Source organism: Microbacterium aurantiacum (assembly GCF_040532595.1).
Classification (GTDB): domain Bacteria; phylum Actinomycetota; class Actinomycetes; order Actinomycetales; family Microbacteriaceae; genus Microbacterium; species Microbacterium chocolatum_B.
This window is the reverse complement of record NZ_JBEVYX010000002.1, coordinates 489,652-513,340: the sequence shown is the minus strand read 5'-3', so window position 1 is coordinate 513,340 and position 23,689 is coordinate 489,652. Positions and strand designations below refer to the sequence as shown.

At 70.1% G+C, this 23,689-nt stretch carries 23 protein-coding genes; 15 read left to right on the top strand and 8 right to left on the bottom strand.

What is annotated here, in order from left to right; genetic code table 11:
* The first annotated feature begins 10 nt into the window (after window positions 1-10).
* Together secG and ABXJ56_RS14680 are read left to right on the top strand one after the other, a co-directional pair.
* Window positions 11-259: a preprotein translocase subunit SecG gene (gene secG / locus ABXJ56_RS14685; RefSeq protein ID WP_053547329.1), complete on the top strand. Its 249-nt coding sequence runs from the start codon at window positions 11-13 to the stop codon at window positions 257-259.
* A complete protein-coding gene (locus ABXJ56_RS14680) occupies window positions 259-615 on the top strand; it encodes an RNA polymerase-binding protein RbpA (protein WP_354000457.1) in 357 nt (118 codons plus the stop codon). The genes secG and ABXJ56_RS14680 overlap by 1 nt, the downstream gene beginning before the upstream one ends.
* A 59-nt stretch (window positions 616-674) precedes the next feature.
* On the opposite strand, the gene pgl is transcribed toward ABXJ56_RS14680, so the two are convergent.
* From pgl to tkt, 6 genes are read right to left on the bottom strand one after another with little or no spacing between them, the layout of a single operon-like run.
* On the bottom strand, window positions 675-1,451 hold the full coding sequence (gene pgl / locus ABXJ56_RS14675; protein ID WP_354000606.1) for a 6-phosphogluconolactonase: 777 nt from the start codon (window positions 1,449-1,451) through the stop codon (window positions 675-677).
* Between the two features lie 5 nt (window positions 1,452-1,456).
* On the bottom strand, window positions 1,457-2,425 hold the full coding sequence (locus ABXJ56_RS14670) for a glucose-6-phosphate dehydrogenase assembly protein OpcA (protein ID WP_354000456.1): 969 nt from the start codon (window positions 2,423-2,425) through the stop codon (window positions 1,457-1,459).
* Entirely contained in the window at window positions 2,422-3,972 is a 1,551-nt protein-coding gene (zwf, locus tag ABXJ56_RS14665; RefSeq protein ID WP_354000455.1) for a glucose-6-phosphate dehydrogenase, read from the bottom strand. The genes ABXJ56_RS14670 and zwf overlap by 4 nt, the downstream gene beginning before the upstream one ends.
* 13 nt (window positions 3,973-3,985) lie before the next feature.
* On the bottom strand, window positions 3,986-5,608 hold the full coding sequence (locus tag ABXJ56_RS14660; RefSeq protein WP_354000454.1) for a glucose-6-phosphate isomerase: 1,623 nt from the start codon (window positions 5,606-5,608) through the stop codon (window positions 3,986-3,988).
* Window positions 5,605-6,720 carry a transaldolase gene (tal, locus tag ABXJ56_RS14655; RefSeq protein WP_354000453.1) on the bottom strand — a complete coding sequence of 372 codons (1,116 nt, stop codon included), beginning with the start codon at window positions 6,718-6,720 and terminating at the stop codon, window positions 5,605-5,607. Before tal ends, ABXJ56_RS14660 begins: the two co-directional genes overlap by 4 nt.
* Window positions 6,717-8,813 (bottom strand): transketolase, encoded by a 2,097-nt coding sequence (gene tkt, locus ABXJ56_RS14650; protein WP_354000452.1) that lies wholly within the window; start codon window positions 8,811-8,813, stop codon window positions 6,717-6,719. Before tkt ends, tal begins: the two co-directional genes overlap by 4 nt.
* A gap of 224 nt (window positions 8,814-9,037) precedes the next feature.
* Here tkt and ABXJ56_RS14645 point away from each other — a divergent pair, with 224 nt between their 5' ends.
* Window positions 9,038-9,970 (top strand): heme o synthase, encoded by a 933-nt coding sequence (locus tag ABXJ56_RS14645; protein WP_354000605.1) that lies wholly within the window; start codon window positions 9,038-9,040, stop codon window positions 9,968-9,970.
* An 86-nt stretch (window positions 9,971-10,056) separates the two neighbouring features.
* Here the strand turns inward: ABXJ56_RS14645 and ABXJ56_RS14640 are convergent, their stop codons facing one another.
* Window positions 10,057-10,527 (bottom strand): dinucleotide-utilizing enzyme, encoded by a 471-nt coding sequence (locus ABXJ56_RS14640; protein ID WP_354000451.1) that lies wholly within the window; start codon window positions 10,525-10,527, stop codon window positions 10,057-10,059.
* A gap of 114 nt (window positions 10,528-10,641) precedes the next feature.
* A complete protein-coding gene (locus tag ABXJ56_RS14635) occupies window positions 10,642-11,790 on the bottom strand; it encodes a COX15/CtaA family protein (protein ID WP_354000450.1) in 1,149 nt (382 codons plus the stop codon).
* A gap of 239 nt (window positions 11,791-12,029) precedes the next feature.
* Here ABXJ56_RS14635 and sufB point away from each other — a divergent pair, with 239 nt between their 5' ends.
* From sufB to ABXJ56_RS14575, 12 genes are all read left to right on the top strand, one after another.
* The gene (sufB, locus tag ABXJ56_RS14630; RefSeq protein ID WP_354000449.1) at window positions 12,030-13,448 is read left to right on the top strand and encodes a Fe-S cluster assembly protein SufB; all 1,419 of its coding nucleotides are present in this window, start codon (window positions 12,030-12,032) and stop codon (window positions 13,446-13,448) included.
* Window positions 13,448-14,629 (top strand): Fe-S cluster assembly protein SufD, encoded by a 1,182-nt coding sequence (sufD, locus tag ABXJ56_RS14625; RefSeq protein WP_354000448.1) that lies wholly within the window; start codon window positions 13,448-13,450, stop codon window positions 14,627-14,629. Before sufB ends, sufD begins: the two co-directional genes overlap by 1 nt.
* Window positions 14,626-14,955 (top strand): non-heme iron oxygenase ferredoxin subunit, encoded by a 330-nt coding sequence (locus ABXJ56_RS14620; RefSeq protein WP_354000447.1) that lies wholly within the window; start codon window positions 14,626-14,628, stop codon window positions 14,953-14,955. The genes sufD and ABXJ56_RS14620 overlap by 4 nt, the downstream gene beginning before the upstream one ends.
* Before the next feature lie 14 nt (window positions 14,956-14,969).
* On the top strand, window positions 14,970-15,764 hold the full coding sequence (gene sufC / locus ABXJ56_RS14615) for a Fe-S cluster assembly ATPase SufC (RefSeq protein ID WP_354000446.1): 795 nt from the start codon (window positions 14,970-14,972) through the stop codon (window positions 15,762-15,764).
* A 9-nt stretch (window positions 15,765-15,773) separates the two neighbouring features.
* Window positions 15,774-16,103, top strand: a complete 330-nt coding sequence (locus ABXJ56_RS14610) for a metal-sulfur cluster assembly factor (RefSeq protein ID WP_053547341.1) — start codon at window positions 15,774-15,776, stop codon at window positions 16,101-16,103.
* A 95-nt stretch (window positions 16,104-16,198) separates the two neighbouring features.
* Window positions 16,199-17,359 (top strand): MalY/PatB family protein, encoded by a 1,161-nt coding sequence (locus tag ABXJ56_RS14605; protein ID WP_354000445.1) that lies wholly within the window; start codon window positions 16,199-16,201, stop codon window positions 17,357-17,359.
* Window positions 17,356-18,732, top strand: coding sequence for an MFS transporter (locus ABXJ56_RS14600; protein WP_354000444.1), 1,377 nt, complete (start codon window positions 17,356-17,358; stop codon window positions 18,730-18,732). Before ABXJ56_RS14605 ends, ABXJ56_RS14600 begins: the two co-directional genes overlap by 4 nt.
* 52 nt (window positions 18,733-18,784) lie before the next feature.
* The gene (locus ABXJ56_RS14595) at window positions 18,785-19,714 is read left to right on the top strand and encodes a siderophore-interacting protein (RefSeq protein WP_354000443.1); all 930 of its coding nucleotides are present in this window, start codon (window positions 18,785-18,787) and stop codon (window positions 19,712-19,714) included.
* Window positions 19,711-20,733: a FecCD family ABC transporter permease gene (locus ABXJ56_RS14590; protein ID WP_354000442.1), complete on the top strand. Its 1,023-nt coding sequence runs from the start codon at window positions 19,711-19,713 to the stop codon at window positions 20,731-20,733. Before ABXJ56_RS14595 ends, ABXJ56_RS14590 begins: the two co-directional genes overlap by 4 nt.
* Entirely contained in the window at window positions 20,730-21,743 is a 1,014-nt protein-coding gene (locus ABXJ56_RS14585) for a FecCD family ABC transporter permease (RefSeq protein WP_354000441.1), read from the top strand. Before ABXJ56_RS14590 ends, ABXJ56_RS14585 begins: the two co-directional genes overlap by 4 nt.
* Entirely contained in the window at window positions 21,740-22,582 is an 843-nt protein-coding gene (locus ABXJ56_RS14580; protein WP_354000440.1) for an ABC transporter ATP-binding protein, read from the top strand. Before ABXJ56_RS14585 ends, ABXJ56_RS14580 begins: the two co-directional genes overlap by 4 nt.
* A gap of 38 nt (window positions 22,583-22,620) precedes the next feature.
* Window positions 22,621-23,649 carry an ABC transporter substrate-binding protein gene (locus ABXJ56_RS14575; protein ID WP_354000439.1) on the top strand — a complete coding sequence of 343 codons (1,029 nt, stop codon included), beginning with the start codon at window positions 22,621-22,623 and terminating at the stop codon, window positions 23,647-23,649.
* Window positions 23,650-23,689: the final 40 nt, after the last annotated feature.

The following is a 23,689-nucleotide window of genomic DNA, read 5'->3' as shown; positions in this document are numbered from 1 at the left end:
CGTAAGTTCCGTGCAGATCCTCGAGTTCGTCCTGCAGGTCATGCTGGGCATCACCAGCCTCCTGCTGACCCTTCTCATCCTGCTCCACAAGGGGCGGGGCGGGGGCCTCTCCGACATGTTCGGCGGCGGAATGACGTCGGCGCTCGGCTCGTCCGGGCTCGCGGAGCGCAATCTCAATCGGTTCACGATCGTGCTGGCGCTGGTGTGGTTCGTCGCCATCGTCTCGCTCGGTCTCATCACCAAGTTCCAGGGGATTTGATGGCCACCGGAGGAAACGCCATCCGCGGCACGCGGGTGGGTGCGGGCCCCATGGGGGAGCAGGATCACGGATTCCACGCGGATCGTGTAGCCGTCTCGTACTGGGACGCTCTCGGCAACGAGACGGTGCGGTACTTCGCCGCCGGAATTCCGGAGGAGGAGATTCCGGAGACCATCGACTCGCCGCACTCGGGACTGCCCGCCGGACGTGATAAGGACAACCCGCCGGCCCTGGCGAAGACCGAGCCGTACAAGACGCACCTGGCCTACGTGAAAGAGCGCCGCACCGACGAAGAAGCCGAGGCGCTGCTCGACGACGCACTCGCTCAGCTGCGCGACCGACGCGGACAGGACTGAACCGACCAGAAGACGCGAAAGAGCCGGACCCACCGAGAAGGTAGGTCCGGCTCTTTCGCTCACTCGCGGTCGATGAGCTCCGGCGGGACGTTGCCCGCGGCATCCTCGTCGACGAAGAACATGGTCTGCTTGCGCCCCTTGGCGCCCGCGGCGGGCACACTCGCGTAGCTCGCTCCGGCGAGGGCCAGACCGAGGGCCGATGCCTTGTCGGTACCGGAGAGCACCATCCACACCCGGTGCGCGCTGTTGATGACGGGGCGCGTCATCGTCACGCGCTCGGACGGCGGCTTCGGGGAATCGCGAACGGCGAGGACGGCGCGATCGGTGACGCGGATCTCCGCGCGGTCGGGGAACAGCGATGCGATGTGCCCGTCGGGACCGACGCCCAGGAAGCAGACATCGAAAGCGGGCCAGGCCGAACCGTCGGCTCCGAACCGCGCGAGCTCCGCCGCGTACGCGTCAGCGGCCTCGTCGAGGCCCAGACCGCTGTCCGCCGCGGCGATCGCGTGGATGTTCGCGTCCGGCACCGGGAGGGAGTCGAGCAGCGCCTCACGCGCCTGCGTCTCGTTCCGGTCGGCGTGACCGCGGTCGAGGTAGCGCTCGTCGCTCCACCAGAAGTGGACCCGCGACCAATCGACCCGATCGCGCTTCGGATGCTTCGACACCGCGGCGAGGACAGCGGAGCCCATCGACCCTCCGGTCAGGGAGACATGGGCGACGTCAGAGGACTCGAGACGCTTGGCGACCTTGCGGAGGAAGCGATCGGCGACGGATCGGGCGAGGGCCGTCGGGTCCGTGCTGATGATGACGCGCTTCTCGGACCACACTTCGACCATGCCGCTCATTTCCGTGTTTCGTCCTGCGCCTTCGCGTTCCCCGGGGGGCCCAGGAGCTCCCATCCCTCGGTGATCACTCGACCATACAGGACGTCCGGATCGAGGCGACGGAGCTCCTCGGCGAGGCACTCGCGCAAAGTGCGCCGGGGGAAGGCGAGGTCATGGCTCGGCTGATCCGGCTGCGTGAGGATCGCCACATCCGAGCTGGGGCGTTCGAGCACGATGTCTCCGCTGTCGCGGTGCAGACACACCGACTTGATCCCGTGTGGCCACTCCTCGGCAGGCAGATACGCCCAGTCCACGGGCACGTCCAACGCCAGTCGGAGCCAGGCGGCGAGCAGTGCCGTGGAGGGGGAGTCCGCGGCTCCGCGCACGGTGACGGCGGTCACCGCCTCGTACGGGGGCTGGTCGAGGATCGCCGCCAGCTGCTCCCGCCAGCGGGTGAGCCGCGTCCAGGCGAGGTCGGTGTCACCCGGGGCGTAGGAGGCGCCGAGCCCCGCGACCCACGCGGTGGGATCGGGCTTGGTCGCGGCATCCGTGATCCGGCGCTGGGCGATTCGCCCGATGGAGGTCTTCGCCGTGACCGGCGGCGTCTCGTCAGGCCACCAGACGACGACCGGCGCGTCGGGGAGGAGGAGGCCGGTGACGAGGGACTCCAGGGGGGCCCGGCCGGCCTCGCCGACGACATGAAGGGTGACGACCTCGCTTGCGCCGGCGTCACCACCCACACGGATCTGCGCGTTCAGGCACGAGTCGGTCTGGGCGCTGTCCCCGATCATCAGCACGATCACGCGCATCGGATGTTCGCGGGAGGCGTCGTTCGCCGCCTCGATGACGGCTTCCTCGGCGCCGAGCCGGGTGATGATGATGAGAGTGAGCACACGGCCGAGCGCGACGGCACCGCCCTCTTCGCGCACGTTCACCAGGGCCCGCGAGATCTTGCTCACGGTGGTGTCGGGAAGGTCGACGATCACGGGCGCCTCCAGATGCGTCCATCGCGGGCGAGCATCTCGTCCGCGGAGTCGGGTCCCCAGGAGCCTGGGGCGTACTGCTCGAGAGGCCCGCCCTGCTCCTCCCAGAACTGCTCGATCGGGTCGAGGATCTTCCACGAGAGCTCGACTTCCTCGTGGCGGGGGAACAGCGGGGGATCGCCCAGGAGCACGTCGAGGATCAGACGCTCGTACGCTTCGGGGCTCGCCTCGGTGAAGGCGTGGCCGTATCCGAAGTCCATCGTCACGTCGCGGACCTGGGCGCCGGCGCCGGGAACCTTCGATCCGAAGCGGATGGTGACGCCCTCATCGGGCTGCACGCGGATGACGAGGGCGTTCTGCCCCTGACCGGAGGTCTGACTGCGGGGGAAGAGCATCTCCGGAGCCCGCTTGAACACGACGGCGATCTCGGTGACACGGCGTCCGAGGCGCTTGCCGGTGCGCAGATAGAACGGGACCCCTTCCCAGCGGCGCGTGTTGATCTCGAGGGTGATCGCGGCGTAGGTCTCCGTCGGGGATTCGGGATTCATCCCGTCCTCCTCCAGGAACCCGAGGACCTTCTCGCCGCCCTGCCAGCCGCCGGCGTACTGCCCGCGCGCGGTGGAGCGTGCAAGATCCTCCGGCAGTGTGACCGCGGCGAGCACCTTCTCCTTCTCGGCGCGAAGGTCCTTCGCGTCGAACGAGATCGGCTCCTCCATCGCGGTCAGGGCGAGGAGCTGCAGCAGGTGATTCTGGATGACGTCGCGCGCCGCCCCGATCCCGTCGTAGTACCCGGCGCGACCGCCGACGCCGATGTCCTCGGCCATCGTGATCTGCACGTGGTCGACGTAGTTGCGGTTCCAGATCGGCTCGTAGAGTTCGTTGGCGAAACGCAGCGCCAGGATGTTCTGGACGGTCTCCTTGCCGAGGTAGTGGTCGATGCGGAAGATCGAGTCGGTCGGGAAGGCCGAGCGGAGCGCGTCGTTCAGTTCGCGGGCCGAGGCCAGGTCGTGCCCGAACGGCTTCTCGATCACGACGCGTCGCCAGCGCTCGGGACTGTCGGCGGTGTCGTCGACGAGACCGGACGCCTTGAGCTGCTCCGCCACCTGGGGGAAGTCCTTCGGGGGGATCGAGAGGTAGAACGCGTGGTTGCCCATCGTCCCGCGTTCGGTGTCGAGCTTCTGCACGGTCTCGCGGAGGCGCCGGAACGCGTCGGGGTCGCCGAACTCGCCCGAGACGAAGCGGATCCCCTGCAGGAGCTGCTGCCACGTCTCTTCGCGGAACTCCGTCCGCGCGTTCTGCCGCACGGCGTCGTAGACGACCTTCGCGAAATCCTGGTCCTCCCAGTCGCGACGGGCGAACCCGACGAGCGCGAAGCCCGGCGGAAGCAGGCCACGGTTGGCCAGGTCGTACACGGCGGGCATGAGCTTCTTGCGCGACAGGTCGCCGGTCACCCCGAAGATCACGAGGGCGCTGGGGCCTGCGATGCGGTTGAGGCGACGGTCATCGACTGCGCGGAGCGGGTTCTTCCCGCGGGAGATCTCGACTGGCATCGAACTGGAACTCCTACTGTGCCGCTTCGAACAGCGACAGGATCTCGATCTGCGGATCGGTGAGGGTGAGGGTGACGACGGGACGACCGTGACCGTCCGACAGGACGCGCGCGTCGCCGGCCGCCTGAGCTGCGATGAGCTCGCCGAAGGTGAACGGCAGCCCGGGGATCTCGAGGTCCACGTCGGTGGCTTCGAGGATCTGCAGGAACACGCCGTTCGCCGGGCCGCCCTTGTGGTACTGGCCCGTGGAGTGGAGGAAGCGCGGACCCCAGCCGAATGTCGCGGGCCGTGCCGCGTCTGCCGCCACGAGCTCGCGAAGCCCCTGCAGATGCGGCACCGAGGTGCGGTCGACATAGGCCTGGACCGAGACGTAACCGCCCGGGGGGATCTCGGCCCACAGTGCGTCCAGGACGCCGGCGATCGTGCCGGATGCCGCGAGCGAGGGATGCGAGACACGGACCTCCACGCCGTCGGCGGTGAACGCGGGTGCCGCGGGGACGGGTCGATCGCGCAGCAGCGCGCGGGTGGCCGCCTTCGCCGACTCGACGTCGGGCTGATCGAACGGGTTGATACCCAGCATCCGTCCCGCGATGGCGGTGGCGTACTCCCATACGACGAACTGCGCGCCGAGCGATCCGCTGATGAGGATCTCGTCGGGGTGGTGCTCGAAGAGGTGCAAGCGGCGAGCCTCGTCGACGAAGCGCACGATCTGCACGTCCGCGGGAGTGCTCTCGACCTCGGGGGAGACGGGGAGCAGGACGACGGGCAGGATGCCGGTCCCGTCCTTGCCGGTCGACTCCGCGACGAGCTGTTCGATCCAGTCGGGCAATCCCACGATGTGCGTGCCGTCGGTGACGAGGCCGAGCTTGTCGCGCCGCGGGTCGCCGCCTGCCAGGGCTGCGGCGAGGACGAGTGCGGGGTTGTCCGGGCTGTCGATCGCCACTTCCAGAAGCGTCGCCTCGGCCTCATCCAGGAGGCCGGCGATGTCGGCGCCCGCGAGCCCCGCCGGGACGAGCCCGAAGGCGGTGAGCGCCGAGTACCGTCCTCCGACCGTCGGGTCCGCGTGGAAGACGGTGTAGCCGTCGGCCTGCGCTGCGGCATCCAACGGGGAACCCGGGTCGGTGACCACGACGATGCGTTCGGCGGGGTCGATCCCGAGGTCGCGGAACGACGCCTCGGAGGCGCGCTTCGCGGCGTCCGTCTCCACGGTTCCTCCCGACTTCGACGACACGACGAGCACCGTGTGCTCGAGGCCGCCGGATTCGGCGTCGCCGTCGATGGCGGACAGGACCTGCGCCGGTGAGGTCGAGTCGAGGACGACCAGGGGAACGTGCGCGGTGCGCGTGATGACCTCGGGTGCGAGCGAGGAGCCCCCCATGCCGGCGAGGACGACGCGCGTGACGCCGCGGGCGATCAGGCCCTCGCGCAGGGCGCGGATCTCACCGACGAGCGGGCGGGAGACCGAGACCGCCTGCAGCCAGCCGAGGCGATCGGATGCCTCGGCCTCGGCCGCCGGGCCCCACAGCGAGGTGTCGCCCGCGGTGAGGCCCGACGCCACCAGATCGGACACGAGGGTCGGCAGAGTCGCGTCGACGACCGCCTTCACGTGTCCGCTGAGGTGGATGTCGAAGGTCATGCCGATGTCTCCTGGGCGGCGCGCAGCGCCTCCGTGACCGTCTCCTGAAGCTCGTGCCAGGACGCGATGAACTTCTCCACGCCCTCGTCCTCGAGCAGCTGGGTGACCTCCACGAGATCGATCCCGGCGTCGGCGAGGCGATCGAACACCTCGTGCGCGTCGCCGTAGTTGCCGGTGATGGTGTCACCGGTGATCTCGCCGTGGTCGAACGTCGCCTCGAGCGTCTTCTCGGGCATGGTGTTGACCGTGCCCGGCGCCACCAGCTCGGTCACGTAGAGGGTGTCCGGCAGGGCCGGGTCCTTCACGCCGGTGGAGGCCCAGAGCGGGCGCTGCAGATTCGCGCCGGCGTTCACCAGTGCCTGCGCGCGGCTGGACGCGAACTCCTTCTGGAACAGCTCGAACGCCAGGCGGGCGTTGGCGACGCCGGCCCGGGACTTCAGCTGCTCGGCGTCGCCGCCGATCGCGCTGAGGCGCTTGTCCACCTCGGTGTCCACGCGCGAGACGAAGAACGATGCGACGGAGTGGATGCCGGACAGGTCGTGCCCGGCGGCCTGGGCCTGCTCGAGACCGGACAGGTAGGCCTCGATCACCTCGGCGTACCGTTCCAGGCTGAAGATCAGCGTGACGTTCACCGAGATGCCCTTGGCGATCACCGCGGTGATCGCGGGCAGGCCGGCCTTCGTCGCGGGGATCTTGATCAGCGCATTGGGGCGGTCGACGCGCGCCCACAACTGGACGGCCTGGTCGACCGTGGCGGAGGTGTCGTGCGCGAGATCGGGGGAGACCTCGATCGACACGCGCCCGTCGACACCGCCCGTGGCGTCGTACACGGGCCGGAAGATGTCCGCCGCCTCCCGCACGTCGTCGGTCGTGATCTCGAAGATGGCCTGGTCCGCCACGGCGCCGCGGGCGGCGAGCGACGCCACCTGCTCCTCGTAGGCCTCGCCCTTGGACAGGGCCGTTGCGAAGATCGTCGGGTTGGTCGTGACTCCGCTGACGTTGCGGGTGGTGATCAGCTCGGTCAGATTCCCGGACGTGATGCGCTCACGCGAGAGGTCGTCGAGCCAGATGCTGACGCCGGCGGCGGCGAGCTGTTCGGTGGGGGTGCTCATGCGTTCTCCTGGATCGTTTCGCGAGCCGCCGCGACGACGGCCTCGGCGGTGATGCCGAACTTCTGGAAGAGGGTCTTGTAGTCGGCGCTGGCCCCGAAGTGCTCGATCGAGACCGAGCGTCCGGTGTCTCCGACGATGTCACGCCAGCCGAGGGCGAGTCCCGCCTCGACCGACACGCGCGCCTTCACGGCGCGGGGCAGAACGCTCTCGCGATACGCCTCGTCCTGCTCGGCGAACCATTCGAGCGACGGAGCGGACACGACGCGTGCGTTCACGCCCTCGTCGGCCAGAGTCGCGCGGGCCTCGACGGCCAGCTGCACCTCGGACCCGGTCGCGATGAGGATGACGTCGGGGGAGCCGTTCGGGGCTTCGGCGAGGATGTAGGCGCCCTTCGCCGTCAGCTCCGCCGCGGCGAACACGTCGCCCGAGGCGGCGCCCTCGCCACGCTCGAAGACGGGGATGTTCTGGCGCGTGAGCGCGAGACCCCCGGGACCCTCGTGGCGCCGCAGCAGCTCGAGCCACGCCACCGCGGTCTCGTTGGCGTCCGCGGGGCGCACCACCGTGAAGTTCGGGATGGCGCGGAGCGAGGCCAGCTGCTCGATCGGCTGGTGGGTCGGGCCGTCCTCGCCCAGCGCGACGGAGTCGTGCGTCCAGACGAAGAGGCTCGGGATGTTCATCAGGGCGGCCAGGCGCACTGCGGGGCGCATGTAGTCGCTGAAGATGAGGAACGTGCCGCCGAACGCCCGCGTCGGTCCGTGCAGGACGATGCCGTTGACGATCGCACCCATCGCGTGCTCACGGATGCCGAAGTGCAGCACCCGGCCGTAGGGGTCGCCGGACCACTCGTGGGTCGACCACTCGGCGGGGATGAACGATTTCGCGGACTTGATCGTGGTGAGGTTCGACTCGGCCAGGTCTGCCGAGCCGCCCCAGAGCTCGGGCAGGACGTCTGCCAAGGCATTGAGGACGACGCCGGACGCGGCGCGGGTCGAGACGTCCTTGCCCGACTCGAAGGTCGGGAGCGCGTCGGCGACGTCTGCGGGCAGCTCCTGAGCCTCCAGGCGATCCCACAGCGCCTTGCGCTCGGGGTTGGCAGCGGCCCAGGCGTCCCACTTCTGCTGCCATGCCGTGCGCGCCTCCGCGGCACGGTCGGCGAGGGCGCGCGTGTGAGCGATCACATCATCGGCCACGACGAAGGACTGCTCGGGATCGAAGCCGAGCACCTCCTTGGTCGCCTTCAGCTCGTCCGCTCCCAGTGCCGAGCCGTGGATCTTCCCGGTGTTCTGCTTGCCGGGGGACGGCCAGCCGATGATCGTGCGCAGGATGATGAGGGAGGGCTTGTCGGTCTCGCCCTTGGCCGCCTCGATCGCGGCGTGCAGCTCGGCGACGTCCTCGACGTACTCGCCCGTGCGCTTCCAGTCGACGGTCTGCACGTGCCAGCCGTACGCCTCGTATCGGGCGGCGACGTCCTCGGTGTAGGCGACGTTCGTGTCGTCCTCGATCGAGATCTGGTTGGAGTCGTAGATCGCCACGAGGTTGCCGAGCTGCTGGTGGCCGGCGAGGCTTGACGCCTCGCTCGTCACGCCCTCCTGCAGATCGCCGTCACCGGCGATCACGAAGATGTGGTGGTCGAAGGGCGACGTGCCGGCTGCGGCATCCGGGTCGAACAGTCCACGCTCGAAGCGGGCCGCGTAGGCGAACCCGACCGCCGAGGCGAGACCCTGCCCGAGCGGACCCGTGGTGATCTCCACCCCGTCGGTGTGCCCGAACTCCGGGTGTCCGGGAGTCTTGGATCCCCAGGTGCGCAGCGACTTCAGGTCGTCCAGCTCGAGGCCGAAGCCGCCGAGGTACAGCTGCACGTACTGCGTCAGCGACGAGTGGCCCACCGAGAGGATGAACCGGTCGCGACCGGCCCAGTGCACGTCCTTCGGGTCGTGGTTCATCACCCGCTGATACAGCAGATAGGCCGCGGGGGCGAGGCTCATCGCCGTCCCCGGGTGCCCGTTGCCCACCTTCTCGACTGCATCCGCAGCGAGGACGCGGGCGGTGTCCACCGCGCGCCGATCGATCTCATCCCAACGCAGTTCCGACACCGGGCCGCCTTTCTCGAGAGCCGCGCCCGGACGTGGTCGATCCCCGATGGCAATTCCGTGAGGAGAAGGAGGATTCGGCGCTGGGCGCGCGTGTGGTCCTCAGCATAGCGAAGGGGTATGCGCCCACCGTCATGCATGCCTCCGTATGACGACCGGGCCCGCCGGTCCCCTCGGCGGCATGCCATAGACTTGGGAGGATTGGACATGCGGTGATTGCGGGGGAGATGGACATCACGACGACGCTCGGGACCGACGCCACGGTTCGCTCGCCGCGACCCTCCTTCGGACGCACGGTGCGCGCCTACGTGGCCCTGATGAAGCCGCGCGTGCTCGAGCTGCTTCTCGTGACGACGGTGCCCGTGATGATCCTGGCCCAGGGTGGTCTACCGAACATCTGGCTGGTCCTCGCGACCGTGATCGGCGGAACCGCCAGTGCGGGGTCCGCGGCCGCGTTCAACATGTACCTCGATCGCGATATCGACGCCCACATGCAGCGGACGGTGAACCGCCCGCTCGTGACGGGCGAGGTCTCGCCCCGCGCGGCGTTGATCTTCGCGTGGTCGCTCGCGGTGTTCTCGACGGTGTGGCTCTGGGCGACGACCAACACCCTCGCTGCCGCGCTGTCCGCCGGCGCCATCTTCTTCTACGTCGTGATCTACACGATGATCCTCAAGCGCCGCACCGAGCAGAACATCGTCTGGGGCGGGATCGCGGGGTGCTTCCCGGTCGTGATCGGCTGGAGCGCCGTCACCGGTTCGCTGGCGTGGCCGCCGGTCATCCTCTTCGCCCTCGTCTTCCTCTGGACTCCGCCGCACTACTGGCCGCTGTCGATGAAGTACAAGGACCAGTACGAAGCGGTCGAGGTCCCCATGCTCGGTGCGACGCGGGCCGGGTCTCAGGTGGGCCTCCAGGTCATCTTGTACGCCTGGGCGACGGTCGCCTGCTCGCTGCTGCTCATTCCGGTCGCGGGCATGGGAGTCGTGTACACGGTGTCCGCGCTCGTCTTCGGCGGCTGGTTCATCTACGAGTCCCACCGCCTCTACACGCGCGCGGTCCGCGGGACGGAGCCGCGCCCCATGCGCGTCTTCCATGCGTCGATCACCTACTTGACCCTGCTGTTCGTCGCGATCGCCGTGGATCCGCTTCTGCCCTGGTGATCCCGCTCGGAGACAGAGGAGAGAGGGCCGGCCATCCGTTCAGGATGACCGGCCCTCTCTCCTCTGCGGCGTCGTGACGAAGGGCGTCAGCGCGTCGCGGGGGCCTTCGTCAGGTCGGTGTCCTCCGCGGGCGCGGTCTGCGCGTCCGCGTCACGGGGAGCATCCTCCAGGTCACGGCGAGCATCGTTCGGCTCGGCATCCGTCGTCGCCGGTGCGTCGAGGTCCTCCGCCGCCGGGACGGCCGAGGTCGCTGCGGTCGGCGCGGTGTACGCCGGCGGTGAGGAGACCGCCGTACGCGGGCGGAGCGACGCGGCGGTCGCCACGGCGAGCGTCAGCAGGAGGCCGACGACGCCGGCGCCGACGAGGATCGCGCCGAGGACGGCCACGGACTGTCCGACGTAGACTTCGACGCCGGTCGCGGTGCCGTCGTTGAGAGTGGCGGTCATGATGCCGAGGCGGTCCGAGACCAGCCACGCACCGACGGCCGCCGTCGCGACCGATCCGACGAGGAGCACCCAGAAGGGGATGCTGCGGGAGAGCGGGGGTCTGGTGGTCATGCGTCATCCTCCTGATCGGGCCGTGAGGGGATCACGGCGACGTTCAGTGTGAAGGACGCCCTTCCACCGTTCGTGTGCGTCGCCGATGAATCGGCTGTGAGGGGCGGTGACGGCTCAGGCGTGGATGTCGGCGCGATCGGCCTCCGCGGCACGCGCGTCGATGTCCTCGCGGCCGGACGCCGGCCGCGAGAGGTGCAGCACCACCGCCGTCATCGCGGCCGCCGTGAGAGCGGCGAGGACCATGTGGATGCCCACGGCGAGGATCGGCAGACCGTTCCGCGCCTGGAACAGCCCGACGGCGATCTGCACCAGTTCCGCCGCCAGGAGGGTGATGCTCCATCCCGCGAGGAGCGGAGTCCGATCGCGCTGACGCCACGCGCCGATCACGAGAGCGAGCGTCAGGGCGAACAGGGCGTAGCTGGGCCAGGCGTGGATGTGCTCCAGGAGCTCGGCGTCGAATCCGCTCCGACCGGCGTCGGCGTCGCCCGAATGAGGGCCGGCGCCGGTGGTCAGGATACCGAAGACGATCGTGACGACGAGGGCGACGACCGCGCCCCGGGCCGTCCACCGCAGCCACGGCGCGACGGCGGACTCGCGGGGCAGGTCCGGGCGGTTCATCCGGACGAGGAAGGCGGCGGTGACGCACACGAGGATCACCGAGACGACGTAATGGAAGCCGACGATGAAGGGGTTCAGTCCCGTCAGCACCGTGATGCCGCCGACGAGGGCCTGCGCGACGACCCCGACGAGGACGAGCCAGGCCAGCAGCACGAGGTCGCGTCGCGTCGAGGTGGTGCGGACCGAGCGGACGGCTGCCGCGATCACCGCGGCGAGCAGGATGCCGTTGGCGACGGGCCCCGCCGGGAAGTCCAGCGCCGCGCCGAGAGCGACGGCGGCACCGGCCGCAGCGATTCCGCCGGCAGCGAACCACAGGGTCGGCGGCAGAGCCCGGCGACCGCCGGTGTGGACGATGATCCCGATCACGACGGCGAGCGCGAGGATGCCCACGAGACCGGTGAGAGTCCTGTTCCCGAACTCGATGACGCCGTGGATCCCCATCTCCGGGGTGGGCACGATCGAATCGGCCGTGCATCGCGGCCACGTGGGGCATCCGAGGCCCGATCCGGTCAGCCGGACGGCTCCGCCCGTGCCGATGATGAGCACCTCGGCGAGGAATGACAGCCAGGCGAAGACGCGCAGCGGACGACCGATCCGCCCCGGCAGCCGACGCGGACGAGAGGGGACGGTCGCGGGCGCGGACATGAGGAGACCTCCTGGGTCGGATGCCGCCCGGGCGCCGACGCGGGCCGGAGGGAAGGCGGAACCTGTAGAATCGAGGGGTTCGGTCGCGCGCCTTCGGGCGCAACCCCTTCCGAACAGTTTAGGCGCCGATTCCGACGCCAGGAGAGGGTCCACCCAGCGGCTTTCCCCGCCGGTAACTCCACCGGCGGATCAGGGGGGCCGGAGCGGATGACACCGCCAGACCCGGAGGAGACGAGACGATGTCCGATGTGCTGATCGACCGCCCAGAGCTTGACGGTCTGGGGGTCTACGAATTCGGCTGGCATGACACCGACGCGGCCGGCGCGGTGGCCCAGCGAGGAATCAACGAGGACGTGGTCCGGGGGATCTCGTCGCTCAAGTCCGAACCCGAATGGATGCTGAAGACCCGACTCAAGGGCTACCAGCTGTTCGGCCGCAAGCCGATGCCGACGTGGGGGGCCGACCTCTCCGCCATCGACTTCGACAACATCAAGTACTTCGTGCGTTCCACGGAGAAGCAGGCCCAGACCTGGGAAGACCTGCCCGAGGACATCAAGAACACCTACGAGCGGCTCGGCATCCCCGAGGCGGAGCGTCAGCGCCTCGTCGCCGGTGTCGCCGCCCAGTACGAGTCCGAGGTCGTCTATCACCAGATCCGCGAAGACCTCGAGGCCCAGGGCGTCATCTTCATGGACACCGACACCGCCCTGCGCGAGCACCCCGAGTTCTTCGAGGAGTACTTCGGCACGGTGATCCCCGCGGGAGACAACAAGTTCGCGGCTCTCAACACCGCGGTCTGGTCCGGCGGATCGTTCGTCTACGTCCCGCCCGGCGTCCACGTGGACATCCCGCTCCAGGCGTACTTCCGGATCAACACCGAGAACATGGGGCAGTTCGAGCGGACGCTCATCATCGCCGACGAGGGCTCCTACGTCCACTACATCGAAGGCTGCACCGCACCGATCTACAAGTCGGACTCGCTGCACTCGGCGGTCGTGGAGATCATCGTCAAGAAGAACGCCCGCGTGCGTTACACGACCATCCAGAACTGGTCGAACAACGTCTACAACCTGGTCACCAAGCGTGCCGTCGCCCATGAAGGCGCGACGATGGAGTGGGTCGACGGGAACATCGGCTCCAAGGTGACGATGAAGTACCCGTCGATCTTCCTGATGGGCGAGCACGCGAAGGGCGAGACCCTGTCTGTCGCCTTCGCCGGCCCCGGTCAGCACCAGGACGCCGGAGCCAAGATGATCCACATGGCGCCCTACACGCAGTCCTCGATCGTGTCGAAGTCCATCGCCCGCGGCGGCGGTCGCGCCGGCTACCGCGGCGAGGTCCGCGTCGATGCGAACGCGCACCACAGCGCCAACACGGTGCGGTGCGATGCGCTACTGGTCGACACGATCTCCCGCTCGGACACGTACCCCGCGATCGACATCCGCGTCGACGACGTGCAGCTCGGCCACGAGGCCACGGTGTCGAAGGTCAGCGAGGAGCAGCTCTTCTACCTCATGAGTCGGGGCCTCCCCGAGGACGAGGCGATGGCGATGATCGTGCGCGGCTTCATCGAGCCGATCGCGCGCGAGCTGCCCATGGAATACGCCCTCGAACTCAACAAGCTCATCGAGATGGGCATGGAAGGATCCGTCGGCTGATGACGACAGCGACCCAGGCCCCCGCCACGGCGGAGGGCCACATCGACCCTGCCGCCGCGTTCGTGCCGGTGCAGACGCGCTCGGAGCGCCTGACCTCCTTCGACCCCGAGGACTTCGGCGTCCCCACCGGGCGCGAGGTCAACTGGAAGCACACGCCGATCCGCGTCCTCGAAGCCCTCTTCGCCGACAGCGCGGGAGACGACGGCGCGATCCGCGTCGACGCCACGCTGCCCGCCGGGGTCGAGACGGCGGAGCTCGCCCCGGGAGAGGCGCCGCGCGGCGACGTCTTCCGTCCGGAGGATCGCATCGCCGCGGTGGCGTGGTCGCAGGAGCAGAGCGCTCACCTCGTCCGCATCCCCGCGGACACCGTCATCGACACCCCCGTCGTCCTGGACATCGAGGGACGCGGAGGTCGCGCCCACGCACACATCGTGCTGGAGGCGCTGCCGCACTCCCGCGCCACGGTGCTCCTCCGGCACCGCGGGTCGGCGACGCTCGCGCAGAACGTCGAGATCATCGTCCGAGACGGCGCCGCCCTCGATGTGGTGTCCGTCCAGCAGTGGGCCGACGACGCGGTGCACGCCGCATCGCATCAGGCGCGCGTCGACCGCGACGCCACGCTCCGCCACACCGTCGTGAGCCTCGGCGGTGCGCTCGTGAGGGTCAACCCCTCTGTCGAGCTCTCCGGCGCCGGTGCGGACGGGCGCCTGTACGGCCTGTCCTTCGCCGACGCCGAGCAGCACCTGGAGAGCCAGGTCTATCTCCACCACAAGGGCCCTCACACCGTCGGCGACGTCCTGTACAAGGGCGCCCTCCAGGGGGCGAGTGCGCACACGGTCTGGATCGGCGACGTCCTGATCGGTCGCGACGCGGTCGGCACCGACTCCTACGAGGCGAACCGGAACCTCGTCCTCACCGACGGCGCGCGCGCGGACTCCATCCCGAACCTCGAGATCGAGACCGGCGACATCGTCGGCGCCGGCCACGCCAGCGCCACCGGACGTTTCGACGACGAGCAGCTGTTCTACCTGCAGGCGCGCGGGATCCGCGAAGAGGAGGCCCGTCGCCTCGTCGTCCTCGGCTTCCTCGCCGAGATCGTCCAGAAGACCGGCATCCCCGCGCTCGAGGAAGAGCTGATGGCCGCGATCGAGGCGGAGCTGGCCGCGGAGGAGCAGGGATGAGCGCGCAGAAGGTGCTGAACCTCAGCGACCTCGAGCAGGACACCGCGGTGCGGGTCGAGGTCGACGGTGTTCCGATGGCCGTGGTCCTGGACGGCGACGGCGTCGTCCACGCCATCGGCGACACGTGCACCCACGGCGACATCTCGCTCTCGGACGGCTTCGTCGAAGGCGAGACCCTGGAGTGCTGGGCTCACGGATCGGCGTTCTCGCTCCGCACAGGGCGCCCCTTGAATCTGCCGGCGTACGAGCCGGTTCCCGTTTACGAGGTCACGATCGACGGCGACGATGTGCTCATCGATCCCACCGTGACCAAAGCAGTCGACTGAAGAAGGTAGCCACTATGTCTGTTCTCGAGATCCGCGACCTCCACGTGACCGTGGAGACGGATGCCGGAACCACGCCGATCCTCAACGGGGTCACGCTGACGATCAGCACCGGTCAGACGCACGCCATCATGGGCCCCAACGGCTCGGGCAAGTCGACCCTCGCGTACACCATCGCGGGCCACCCGAAGTACACCGTCACGAGCGGTTCGATCACGCTCGACGGCGAGGACGTGCTGGAGATGTCCGTCGACGAGCGGGCCCGCGCAGGCCTGTTCCTGGCGATGCAGTACCCCGTGGAGATCCCGGGTGTCACGGTGACGAACTTCCTCCGCACCGCCAAGACCGCCGTCGACGGAGAGGCGCCGTCCATCCGCACCTGGACGAAGGACGTCAAGGGAGCGATGAAGGATCTGCGCATGGACGCGAAGTTCGCCCAGCGCAATGTCAACGAGGGCTTCTCCGGTGGTGAGAAGAAGCGGCACGAGATCCTGCAGCTCGAGCTCCTGAAGCCCCGCATCGCCGTCCTCGACGAGACCGACTCCGGCCTGGATGTGGATGCGCTCAAGGTGGTCTCGGAGGGGGTCAACCGTGCCAAGGAGGCCACCGACCTCGGCGTCCTCCTGATCACGCACTACACCCGCATCCTCCGCTACATCCGTCCCGACCACGTGCACGTCATGGTCGCCGGCCGTATCGCGGAGGAGGGCGGCCCGGAGCTGGCCGATCGTCTGGAAGCCGAGGGGTACGACCGCTACCTCCCGACCGGTGATTCGGAGCCCGCCGACGCGCCCGCCGCGGCCGGCGCGTAGGATCGTTACATGACCGCAACCCTCTCGCCCGAGAAGTTCGACGAGGTCACCGAGGCCCTGAAGGACGTCATGGACCCCGAACTGGGGATCAACGTCGTCGATCTGGGACTCATCTACGACCTCGGCTGGGACGACGAGAACGACGCCCTGGTCATCCACATGACTCTGACGTCCGCCGGGTGCCCGCTCACCGATGTCCTCGAGGAGCAGACCGCGCAGTCCCTCGACAACGTCGTGGACCGCTTCCGCATCAACTGGGTGTGGATGCCGCCGTGGGGTCCCGAGCGGATCACGGACGACGGGCGCGACATGATGCGCGCGCTCGGCTTCGCCATCTGAGGGCCGTCTCGTAGGGCGCGGTGCGCGGTGCGCGATGCGTTTCGCCCCGTGACGGCTCACTCGAGCCTGCCGGGCGGGCGCTCTAGGCTCGAGCGATGGGTGTCGTTCCGCTGCAGGCTCTTCCTCTCGACCAGCTCCGTCGGCGCAGCAGCACCAAGTGGCGGAGCTATCCGGAAGACGTCCTGCCGCTGTTCGTGGCCGAGACCGACTACCCGTTGGCGCCGGCCATCACCGAGGCGCTGTCTCGCGCGGTGAGTCTCGGTGACACCGGGTACACCCCGCCCGACCCCGGTCTGGCGGAGGCGTTCGCAGGATTCGCCGGGCGCCGCTTCGGCTGGACCGTGGACCCGGCGTCCGTGTCGTCGACGTGCGACGTGATGATGGGGGTCGTCGAGATCCTGCGCCGGGTCATCGCACCGGGCGAGCGCGTGGTGGTGATGCCTCCGGTCTATCCGCCGTTCTACGACTGCGTGGAGGAGGCGGGGGGAGTCGTCGAGCGCGTTCCGCTCGCAGCACACCCCGACGGGTGGCGGATGGATCTCGACGGGGTGGGTCGCGCGCTCCGCGCGGGAGCGCGCGCTGTGCTCCTGTGCAACCCCCAGAACCCCACCGGCACCGTCCACACACGGGATGATCTGGCGGCGCTCGCTTCGCTCGCGGCCGATCACGGCGCGGTCGTCGTCAGCGACGAGATCCACGCGCCCCTCACGCATGCGCCTGCCCGGTTCACGCCGTTCCTCTCGGTCTCGGAGGAAGCGGCATCCGTCGGCTACTGCGTCACCAGCGCGAGCAAGACCTTCAACCTCGCCGGGCTCAAGTGCGCCCTCATGATCGGCGGCGCCGAACGGCAGCGCGTGCTGCTGCGGGGGCTTCCCCCGGAGGTCGGCTGGCGTACGGGCCTGTTCGGGGTGCTGGCGGGTGTCGCGGCGATGTCGCCCGAGAGCGACGCGTGGCTCGACGCGCTCCTGGCGGCGTTGGACCGTCAGCGTCACCTGCTCACCGATCTGCTGGCGACGCATCTCCCCGACGCTCGGTATCTCGAGCCGGATGCCGGGTATCTCGCGTGGGTGGATGTCTCCGCCTACGGCTGGGGCGAGAACCCCGCGCCCCGGATCCGTCGCGACGCGCGCGTCGCGCTCCATCACGGCCCGCTGTTCGGATCGGAGGGTCGCGGTCACGTCCGCATCAACGTCGGATGCGCCCCCGAGGTGCTGACCGAGGCCGTGGAGAGGATGGGTACACTGGCGAGGCGATGACCACCTCTTCCCGCTCCTCCGGCATCTGGAGCGGGCAGTACCTCTGGGTCACCCTCGGGGCCGTCGCGATGATCTTTCTGGCCGCGACCCAGGCGCTGGCCGTGACGACCGTCATGCCCCTGGTCAGTGCGGACCTCGACGGCGGGGCGCTCTACGCGGTGGCCTTCTCGGCCACCGTCGCCACGAGCGTGATCGGCATGGTCGCAGCCGGTGCGTGGTGCGACCGCGGCGGCGTGCTGGCGCCGCTGACGACCTCGGTGGTCCTGTTCGTCCTCGGACTCGTCGTGGCGGGCGCTGCCGCGAGCATGGAATGGGTCGTCATCGGCCGCCTCATCCAGGGGCTCGGTACCGGTGGGCAGACGGTGTCGCTCTACGTCGTGGTTGCTCGGGTGTATCCCGCGGTGGTGCACGGGCGGGTGTTCGCCGCCTTCTCCGCCGCGTGGGTGATCCCCTCCCTCGTCGGTCCGCTCCTCGCGGGCGCCGTCGCCGAGTTCTTCCACTGGCGGTGGGTGTTCCTCGGGGTGGCGGGACTGACCCTGTCGGCCTTCGCCCTCGTCGTCGTCCGTCTGCACGGGCTGCCACTGGACGCCCCGGAGCGCGGGGCGACGGATGTCGCTCGGAGACTGGCCTGGGCGACGGCCCTGGCGGTCTCGGCGGTCGCGCTAAGTCTCGCCGGTGAGGCGGGACCTGCGCGCGTGGTGATCATCATCGTCGCGGTGCTCGCGATCGCGGTGACGGTTCGGCCGCTGCTGCCCTCGGGAGCTCTTCGCGCACAGCGGGGGCTGCCGAGCGTCATCCTCATGCGCGGTGTCATCGCGGGCGCGCTCTTCGGCGCGGAGATCTACGTCCCGTATCTCCTCATCGACGAATACGGGTTCAGCGCGACCTGGGCGGGCCTCGGCCTCACCGCGGCCGCGCTCGCATGGGCCGCCGCCGCCGAGATCCAGGGGCGCGTCGGCGATCGGCTGGGCAACCGTCGCATCACCCTGATCGGTGTCTCCTTCCTCGCGTCGTCGATGGCGATCGTGGGGCTCGCCGCGGTGACCCACGCCCACCCCGCGTTCCTCATCGCCGGGTGGGGGCTCTCCGGCGCCGGAATGGGATTGATGTATCCCCGACTGACCGTCCTCACGCTGGCGTACTCCACGACGCAGAATCAGGGATTCAACTCCGCGGCCCTCTCCATCTCGGATGCCGTCGGCGCGGCGACGATCATCGCGGCGATGGGTCTCGTCTACACGGGGCTCGGGGGCGGGATCTCCGCGTTCGCGTGGGTCTTCGCCCTCGGCACCGTCGTCGCTCTCGCCGCCCTGATCCCCGGCCTCCGTCTCGGACACGGAGCGGAGGTGCGCACCGACGCCGTGTCGACGTGAGCGTGTCCGATGCGCGTTTGGTCATTCGGGAAGGTGAGGCTACCCTTACTTCGTGCCCGCCATCGCTACCGACGTCCGACCCGCCTACCGCCCGTACATCGTGCAGGTCGCCGGCGTCCAACGGCTATCGCCCCACTTCGCGCGCGTGCGCCTCACGGGCGAGGACCTGGAGCACTTCGGGACGGCGGGGCTCGACCAGCGCGTGAAGATCGTCTTCCCCGATGCGCGCGGCGGCTTCGCCGATGTCGGCCAGGACGAGGGCGCGGGGGACTGGTACGACCGCTGGCGCGCGTTGCCCGACGCATCGCGGAACCCGTTCCGGACGTACACCGTCCGCCGCATCGATCCCGACCGGCGCGTCCTGGAGATCGACTTCGTCGTCCACGAGGACCCGGGGCCCGCGGGAGCGTGGGTCGGAGCCGCCTCGGTGGGTGACCCGCTGATCGTCGTCGGGCCGGACGAGCGGAGCCCGCACTCGCGTGCCGGACTCGACTGGCACCCGGGGACGGCGACGCGTGTCCTACTCGCCGGAGACGAGACGGCGGTGCCAGCGGTCAGCGGCATCCTGGAGGCACTCCCCGCGGGATGCGTCGCCGAGGTGTTCCTCGAGGTTCCGACCGCCGCCGACGCGCAGGACATCGCCGTCGGCGCAGGCACGCGCGTGCATTGGATCGCCCGAGACGGTGCACCCCACGGAGCTCTCCTGCTGGCGGCGCTCCACCGGTGGACGCAGGATGCGCCCGAACTCCTTGCCCGCGCCTCGGCACCCCGACCGCAGCCGCTGGCTGACGTCGACGTCGACGCGGAGCTGCTGTGGGATTCCCCGCTCGACTCCGAGGGCGAGTTCTACGCATGGATCGCCGGCGAGGCGGCGATGGTCAAGACCGCGCGACGCCTCCTGGTTTCGGAGTGCGGTGTGGACCGCAAACGCGTCGCCTTCATGGGGTACTGGCGCCTCGGACAGTCAGAGCGCACCGGATGACGCGCGCCCCGCGGCCGGCGGGGCATCGTCGCATCGCCGTCGTGGCCGTCATCGCGGCGGTGCTGACGCTGGTCGCCGTCGTCCTGAGCCTCGCGGTCGGCGCGCGCCCGATCGCCCCCGCCGTCGTGATCGATGCGCTCTTCGCCTACAACCCGACCATCAACGACCACGTCGTGGTCATCACGCAGCGCGTACCCCGCACCCTCATCGGGCTCCTCGCGGGTGCGGCGTTGGCGCTCGCGGGGACGACGATGCAGGGCCTGACACGGAACCCCTTCGCCGATCCCGGCCTCCTGGGCGTCAACGCCGGGGCGTCGGTCGGCGTTCTCGCCGCCATCACGTTCGCGGGGATCCGTCAGCCCGCGGGCTTCGTCTGGTTCGCGTTCGCCGGGGCGGCCGTCGCTGCGGTCTTCGTGGCCGTCATCGGGTCCCGCGGCCCGGACGCCGCGTCGCCGGCGAAGCTGGCCCTCACGGGAGCCGCGGTGACCGCCGGGCTCACCTCGATCACGCTGCTCATCCTCACCACGCAGTCCGCAGCGCTCGACGTGTACCGGTACTGGTCGGTGGGCGCGCTCACCGCCCGGGGCCTCGACACCGTCGCGCTCGTGGTCCTCCCGCTCGCGGTGGGGGCTGTTCTCGCTCTCGCCTCCGCGCGAGGCCTCGACCTTCTGGCGCTCGGGGAGCAGACGGCGACCGGCCTCGGTCACAGCGTCCCGCGCACGCGCGCGATCGGCATCCTCGCAGCGGTCCTCCTCGCCGGGGGCGCGACGGCGATCGCCGGGCCCCTCGTCTTCCTCGGGCTCGTCGTGCCCCATCTCCTCCGCGTCGTCGTCGGCGGCGGCTACACCGCGCTCCTGTGGATCGGGATGCCGGTGGGGGCGACGCTGCTGCTCGCGGCCGACGTCCTCGGCCGCGTCGCGGCGCCTCCCGGCGAGGTCCAGGCCGGTGTGGTCCTCGCCATCATCGGCGCGCCGGTTCTCATCGCGCTGGTCGTGCGCGGAGAGCGGGTGTCGCTGTGATCGCCGTCGCCGACGTCCGGCGCGCCGCACGACGTCGCTGGGGGATCGTGCTGGTCGCCCTCGGCGCACTCGCCGTGGTCGCGGCCGGCGCAGCGCTCATGATCGGCGACTATCCGCTCGGGGTCGGACAGGTGGTCGCCGTCCTGATCGGCGGCGGCGAGCCCGTGGAACAGTACGTCGTCCTGCAGTCCCGCCTTCCGCGGCTGGCCATGGCCCTGCTGGTCGGTTCCGCGCTCGGGGTCGCGGGTGCGCTCCTGCAGGCCCTCCTGCGCAATCCGCTCGCGAGCCCGGATCTCCTGGGCATTTCGGGCGGGAGCACGCTCGCCGCGGTGTTCTGCCTGCTGATCCTCGGACTGACGGGCCCGGTCCTCGCCGCCTTCGCCCTGGTCGGCGGACTCGCGGCATCCGCCCTGCTCCTCGCCGTGGCGCGCGGGCGGGCCGCGGGATACCGCCTCATCCTCGCCGGGATCGGGGTGTCCTTCTTCTGCGCCGCCGTCGTCGGCTTCCTCATGACCCGGGCGCAGCTGCAGCAGACGCAGGCGGCCCTCGTCTGGCTGACGGGGAGCCTCGCCAGCACACCGTGGTGGCAGGTGATCGTGCTCGCCGCGGTGTGGGTGCTCGTGCTGCCCCTCCTCCTTCCCCTCTCGCGTCGTCTGCCGGTCCTGATGCTCGGCGAGCAGACCGCGACGGGGCTCGGGGAGCACCCGGGCCGGGTCCGTACGGCCGGGGTCGTCGTCGCGGTGGTCCTCACGGCGGTGACCTGCGCGTTCGCGGGACCGATCTCGTTCGTCGCGCTGTGCGCACCGGCGATCGCCCGGCCCCTCACGGGCTACGGGTCGGTCGCCCTCGCCCCGAGCGCGCTGGTCGGGGCGGCCCTGCTGGCGCTGTCGGACCTCGTGGCGCAGTACGCGCTGCCCAACGTGTCGATGCCGGTCGGCGTGGTCACCGGAGCGTTCGGCGCCGTGTTCCTTCTCTGGCTGCTCGCGACGTCGAAAGGACGCGCACTATGACGACTACGGTCCGCACCGACACCCGCGTCGAGGCCCGACGGCTCACCGCGCGCGCGCTGTGCGCCGGCTACCCGGGACGCACGGTGATCGACGGCCTCGATCTGACGCTGGCCCCCGGCAAGATCACCATGATCATCGGAGCGAACGCGTGCGGCAAGTCGACGCTGCTGGGAGCCCTCGCGCGCCTGCGTGCGCCGCTTTCCGGGACGGTCGAGCTGGACGGCGAGGACGTCGCCCGGATCCCGCGCACCGACTACGCCCGCGCGGTCGGACTCCTGCCCCAGCATCCGATCGCACCGGAGGGCATCACGGTGGCGGAGCTGGTGTCCCGCGGACGGCACCCGCACAGGGGTCTGTTCCGCCGGTGGAGCGCCGAGGACTCCGCGGTCGTGGACGACGCCCTCCACCGCACCGGCACGGCGGAGCTGGCGGCGCGTCCGGTCGGCGACCTGTCCGGCGGCCAGCGGCAGCGGGTCTGGATCGCCATGGCACTCGCTCAGGATCCCGGCATCCTCCTCCTGGACGAGCCGACCACCTTCCTCGACCTCAGCCACCAGATCGAGGTCCTCGATCTGCTGCGCGAGCTCAACACCACCCGCGGCACCACCATCGTCGCGGTGCTCCACGATCTCAATCTCGCGGCTCGCTATGCCGACGAGCTCGTGGTCCTGGCCGGGGGGCGGCTCATCGCCCAGGGCGCGCCCGTCGACGTCCTGACGGCGGCTGTCGTGTCCGAGGCCTTCGCGCTCGACGCCCTCGTGATCCCCGATCCGCTCACGGCGACTCCGCTCGTCGTCCCCGTTCCCGGCGGTGCGCACGTCACCGCCGACCCCGCCTGATCCCGGCATCCGTGGATCACCTTCAGAAAGGAAACCCGATGACCCGCCTGCGCTCGGTCCTCGCCATCGCCGCCGCCACCACGGTGGCCCTGTCCCTCGCCGGCTGCGCCTCCGCCGCCGAGGAGCCCGACACCTCCGCCCCCGCCGCCGGCGACAGCGCCGCCTTCCCGGTGACGATCCCCTCGGCGCTCGGGGACGCCGTCCTGGAGTCCGCCCCGGAGCGGGTCGCGACCTGGGGCTGGGGCGCCACGGACGCGGTCCTCGCCCTCGGCGTGGTCCCCGTCGCCATCCCGTCGGACGACTACTCCGGCGGCGAGTCGCGGATCTCCCCGTGGATCGAGGACAAGCTCGAGGAGATGGATGCCGAGACGCCGGTGATCCTGGACAACTCGGCGTACGAGCTGCAGGTCGAAGAGCTGCTGGCCGCCGATCCCGACGTGCTCATCGCCCCCTACTCCGGGCTCACGCAGGAGGAGTTCGACGCGGTGACCGGGGCGGGCATCCCGGTCGTCGCGTACCCCGACGCTCCGTGGACGACCCCGTGGCGCGACGTGGTGACCATCACGGGCGAGGCGCTCGGACTGGAGGCAGAGGCCGATCAGGTGCTCCAGTCGCTCGACGCCGACGTCGCGGAGGCGGCGGCCGCGCACCCCGAGTTCGAGGGCGTCTCGATCTCGGTGCCGAGCGATTCCGCGGGAACGTGGTACCTCTACCTGCCGGCGGACCCGCGGGTGGAGATCCTCGAGGACCTCGGTTTCGTCACGCCGCCGAGCGTGACGAACCTCGACAGCGGTGAGGCGACGTTCTACACGACCGTGAGCCCCGAGAACCTCGACCAGGTGGACTCCGAGGTCGTGCTGACCTTCGTGGACAGCGAGGAGGCGTTCGAGGGCTTCCTCGAGTCATCGACGGCGCAGCTCATGCCCGCCGTCTCGAAGGGCGCGGTAGCCGGACTCATCGGCGTGGAGGAGATCTCCGCGCTCACCCCCACGCCTCTGACCCTCCCGTGGATCCTCCCGACGCTGACCGAGAAGCTCGCCGCGGCGACGGCGGTCGCGCAGGGCTGACGTCACCGTCCGACATGAGGAGAGCCCCCGACCGAGCGGT

What these genes read in the sequence shown, in the direction of transcription:
- pgl (WP_354000606.1), bottom strand. Translation starts at nt 1,451, where the DNA reads ATGGTCGAAGTGTGGTCCGAGAAGCGCGTCATCATCAGCACGGACCCG.
- sufD (WP_354000448.1), top strand. Translation starts at nt 13,448, where the DNA reads ATGACGACAGCGACCCAGGCCCCCGCCACGGCGGAGGGCCACATCGAC.
- ABXJ56_RS14635 (WP_354000450.1), bottom strand. Translation starts at nt 11,790, where the DNA reads ATGTCCGCGCCCGCGACCGTCCCCTCTCGTCCGCGTCGGCTGCCGGGG.
- ABXJ56_RS14620 (WP_354000447.1), top strand. Translation starts at nt 14,626, where the DNA reads ATGAGCGCGCAGAAGGTGCTGAACCTCAGCGACCTCGAGCAGGACACC.
- sufB (WP_354000449.1), top strand. Translation starts at nt 12,030, where the DNA reads ATGTCCGATGTGCTGATCGACCGCCCAGAGCTTGACGGTCTGGGGGTC.
- ABXJ56_RS14645 (WP_354000605.1), top strand. Translation starts at nt 9,038, where the DNA reads ATGGACATCACGACGACGCTCGGGACCGACGCCACGGTTCGCTCGCCG.
- ABXJ56_RS14590 (WP_354000442.1), top strand. Translation starts at nt 19,711, where the DNA reads ATGACGCGCGCCCCGCGGCCGGCGGGGCATCGTCGCATCGCCGTCGTG.
- zwf (WP_354000455.1), bottom strand. Translation starts at nt 3,972, where the DNA reads ATGCCAGTCGAGATCTCCCGCGGGAAGAACCCGCTCCGCGCAGTCGAT.
- tal (WP_354000453.1), bottom strand. Translation starts at nt 6,720, where the DNA reads ATGAGCACCCCCACCGAACAGCTCGCCGCCGCCGGCGTCAGCATCTGG.
- ABXJ56_RS14640 (WP_354000451.1), bottom strand. Translation starts at nt 10,527, where the DNA reads ATGACCACCAGACCCCCGCTCTCCCGCAGCATCCCCTTCTGGGTGCTC.
- ABXJ56_RS14580 (WP_354000440.1), top strand. Translation starts at nt 21,740, where the DNA reads ATGACGACTACGGTCCGCACCGACACCCGCGTCGAGGCCCGACGGCTC.
- ABXJ56_RS14680 (WP_354000457.1), top strand. Translation starts at nt 259, where the DNA reads ATGGCCACCGGAGGAAACGCCATCCGCGGCACGCGGGTGGGTGCGGGC.
- ABXJ56_RS14610 (WP_053547341.1), top strand. Translation starts at nt 15,774, where the DNA reads ATGACCGCAACCCTCTCGCCCGAGAAGTTCGACGAGGTCACCGAGGCC.
- sufC (WP_354000446.1), top strand. Translation starts at nt 14,970, where the DNA reads ATGTCTGTTCTCGAGATCCGCGACCTCCACGTGACCGTGGAGACGGAT.
- ABXJ56_RS14660 (WP_354000454.1), bottom strand. Translation starts at nt 5,608, where the DNA reads ATGACCTTCGACATCCACCTCAGCGGACACGTGAAGGCGGTCGTCGAC.
- ABXJ56_RS14600 (WP_354000444.1), top strand. Translation starts at nt 17,356, where the DNA reads ATGACCACCTCTTCCCGCTCCTCCGGCATCTGGAGCGGGCAGTACCTC.
- ABXJ56_RS14575 (WP_354000439.1), top strand. Translation starts at nt 22,621, where the DNA reads ATGACCCGCCTGCGCTCGGTCCTCGCCATCGCCGCCGCCACCACGGTG.
- ABXJ56_RS14605 (WP_354000445.1), top strand. Translation starts at nt 16,199, where the DNA reads ATGGGTGTCGTTCCGCTGCAGGCTCTTCCTCTCGACCAGCTCCGTCGG.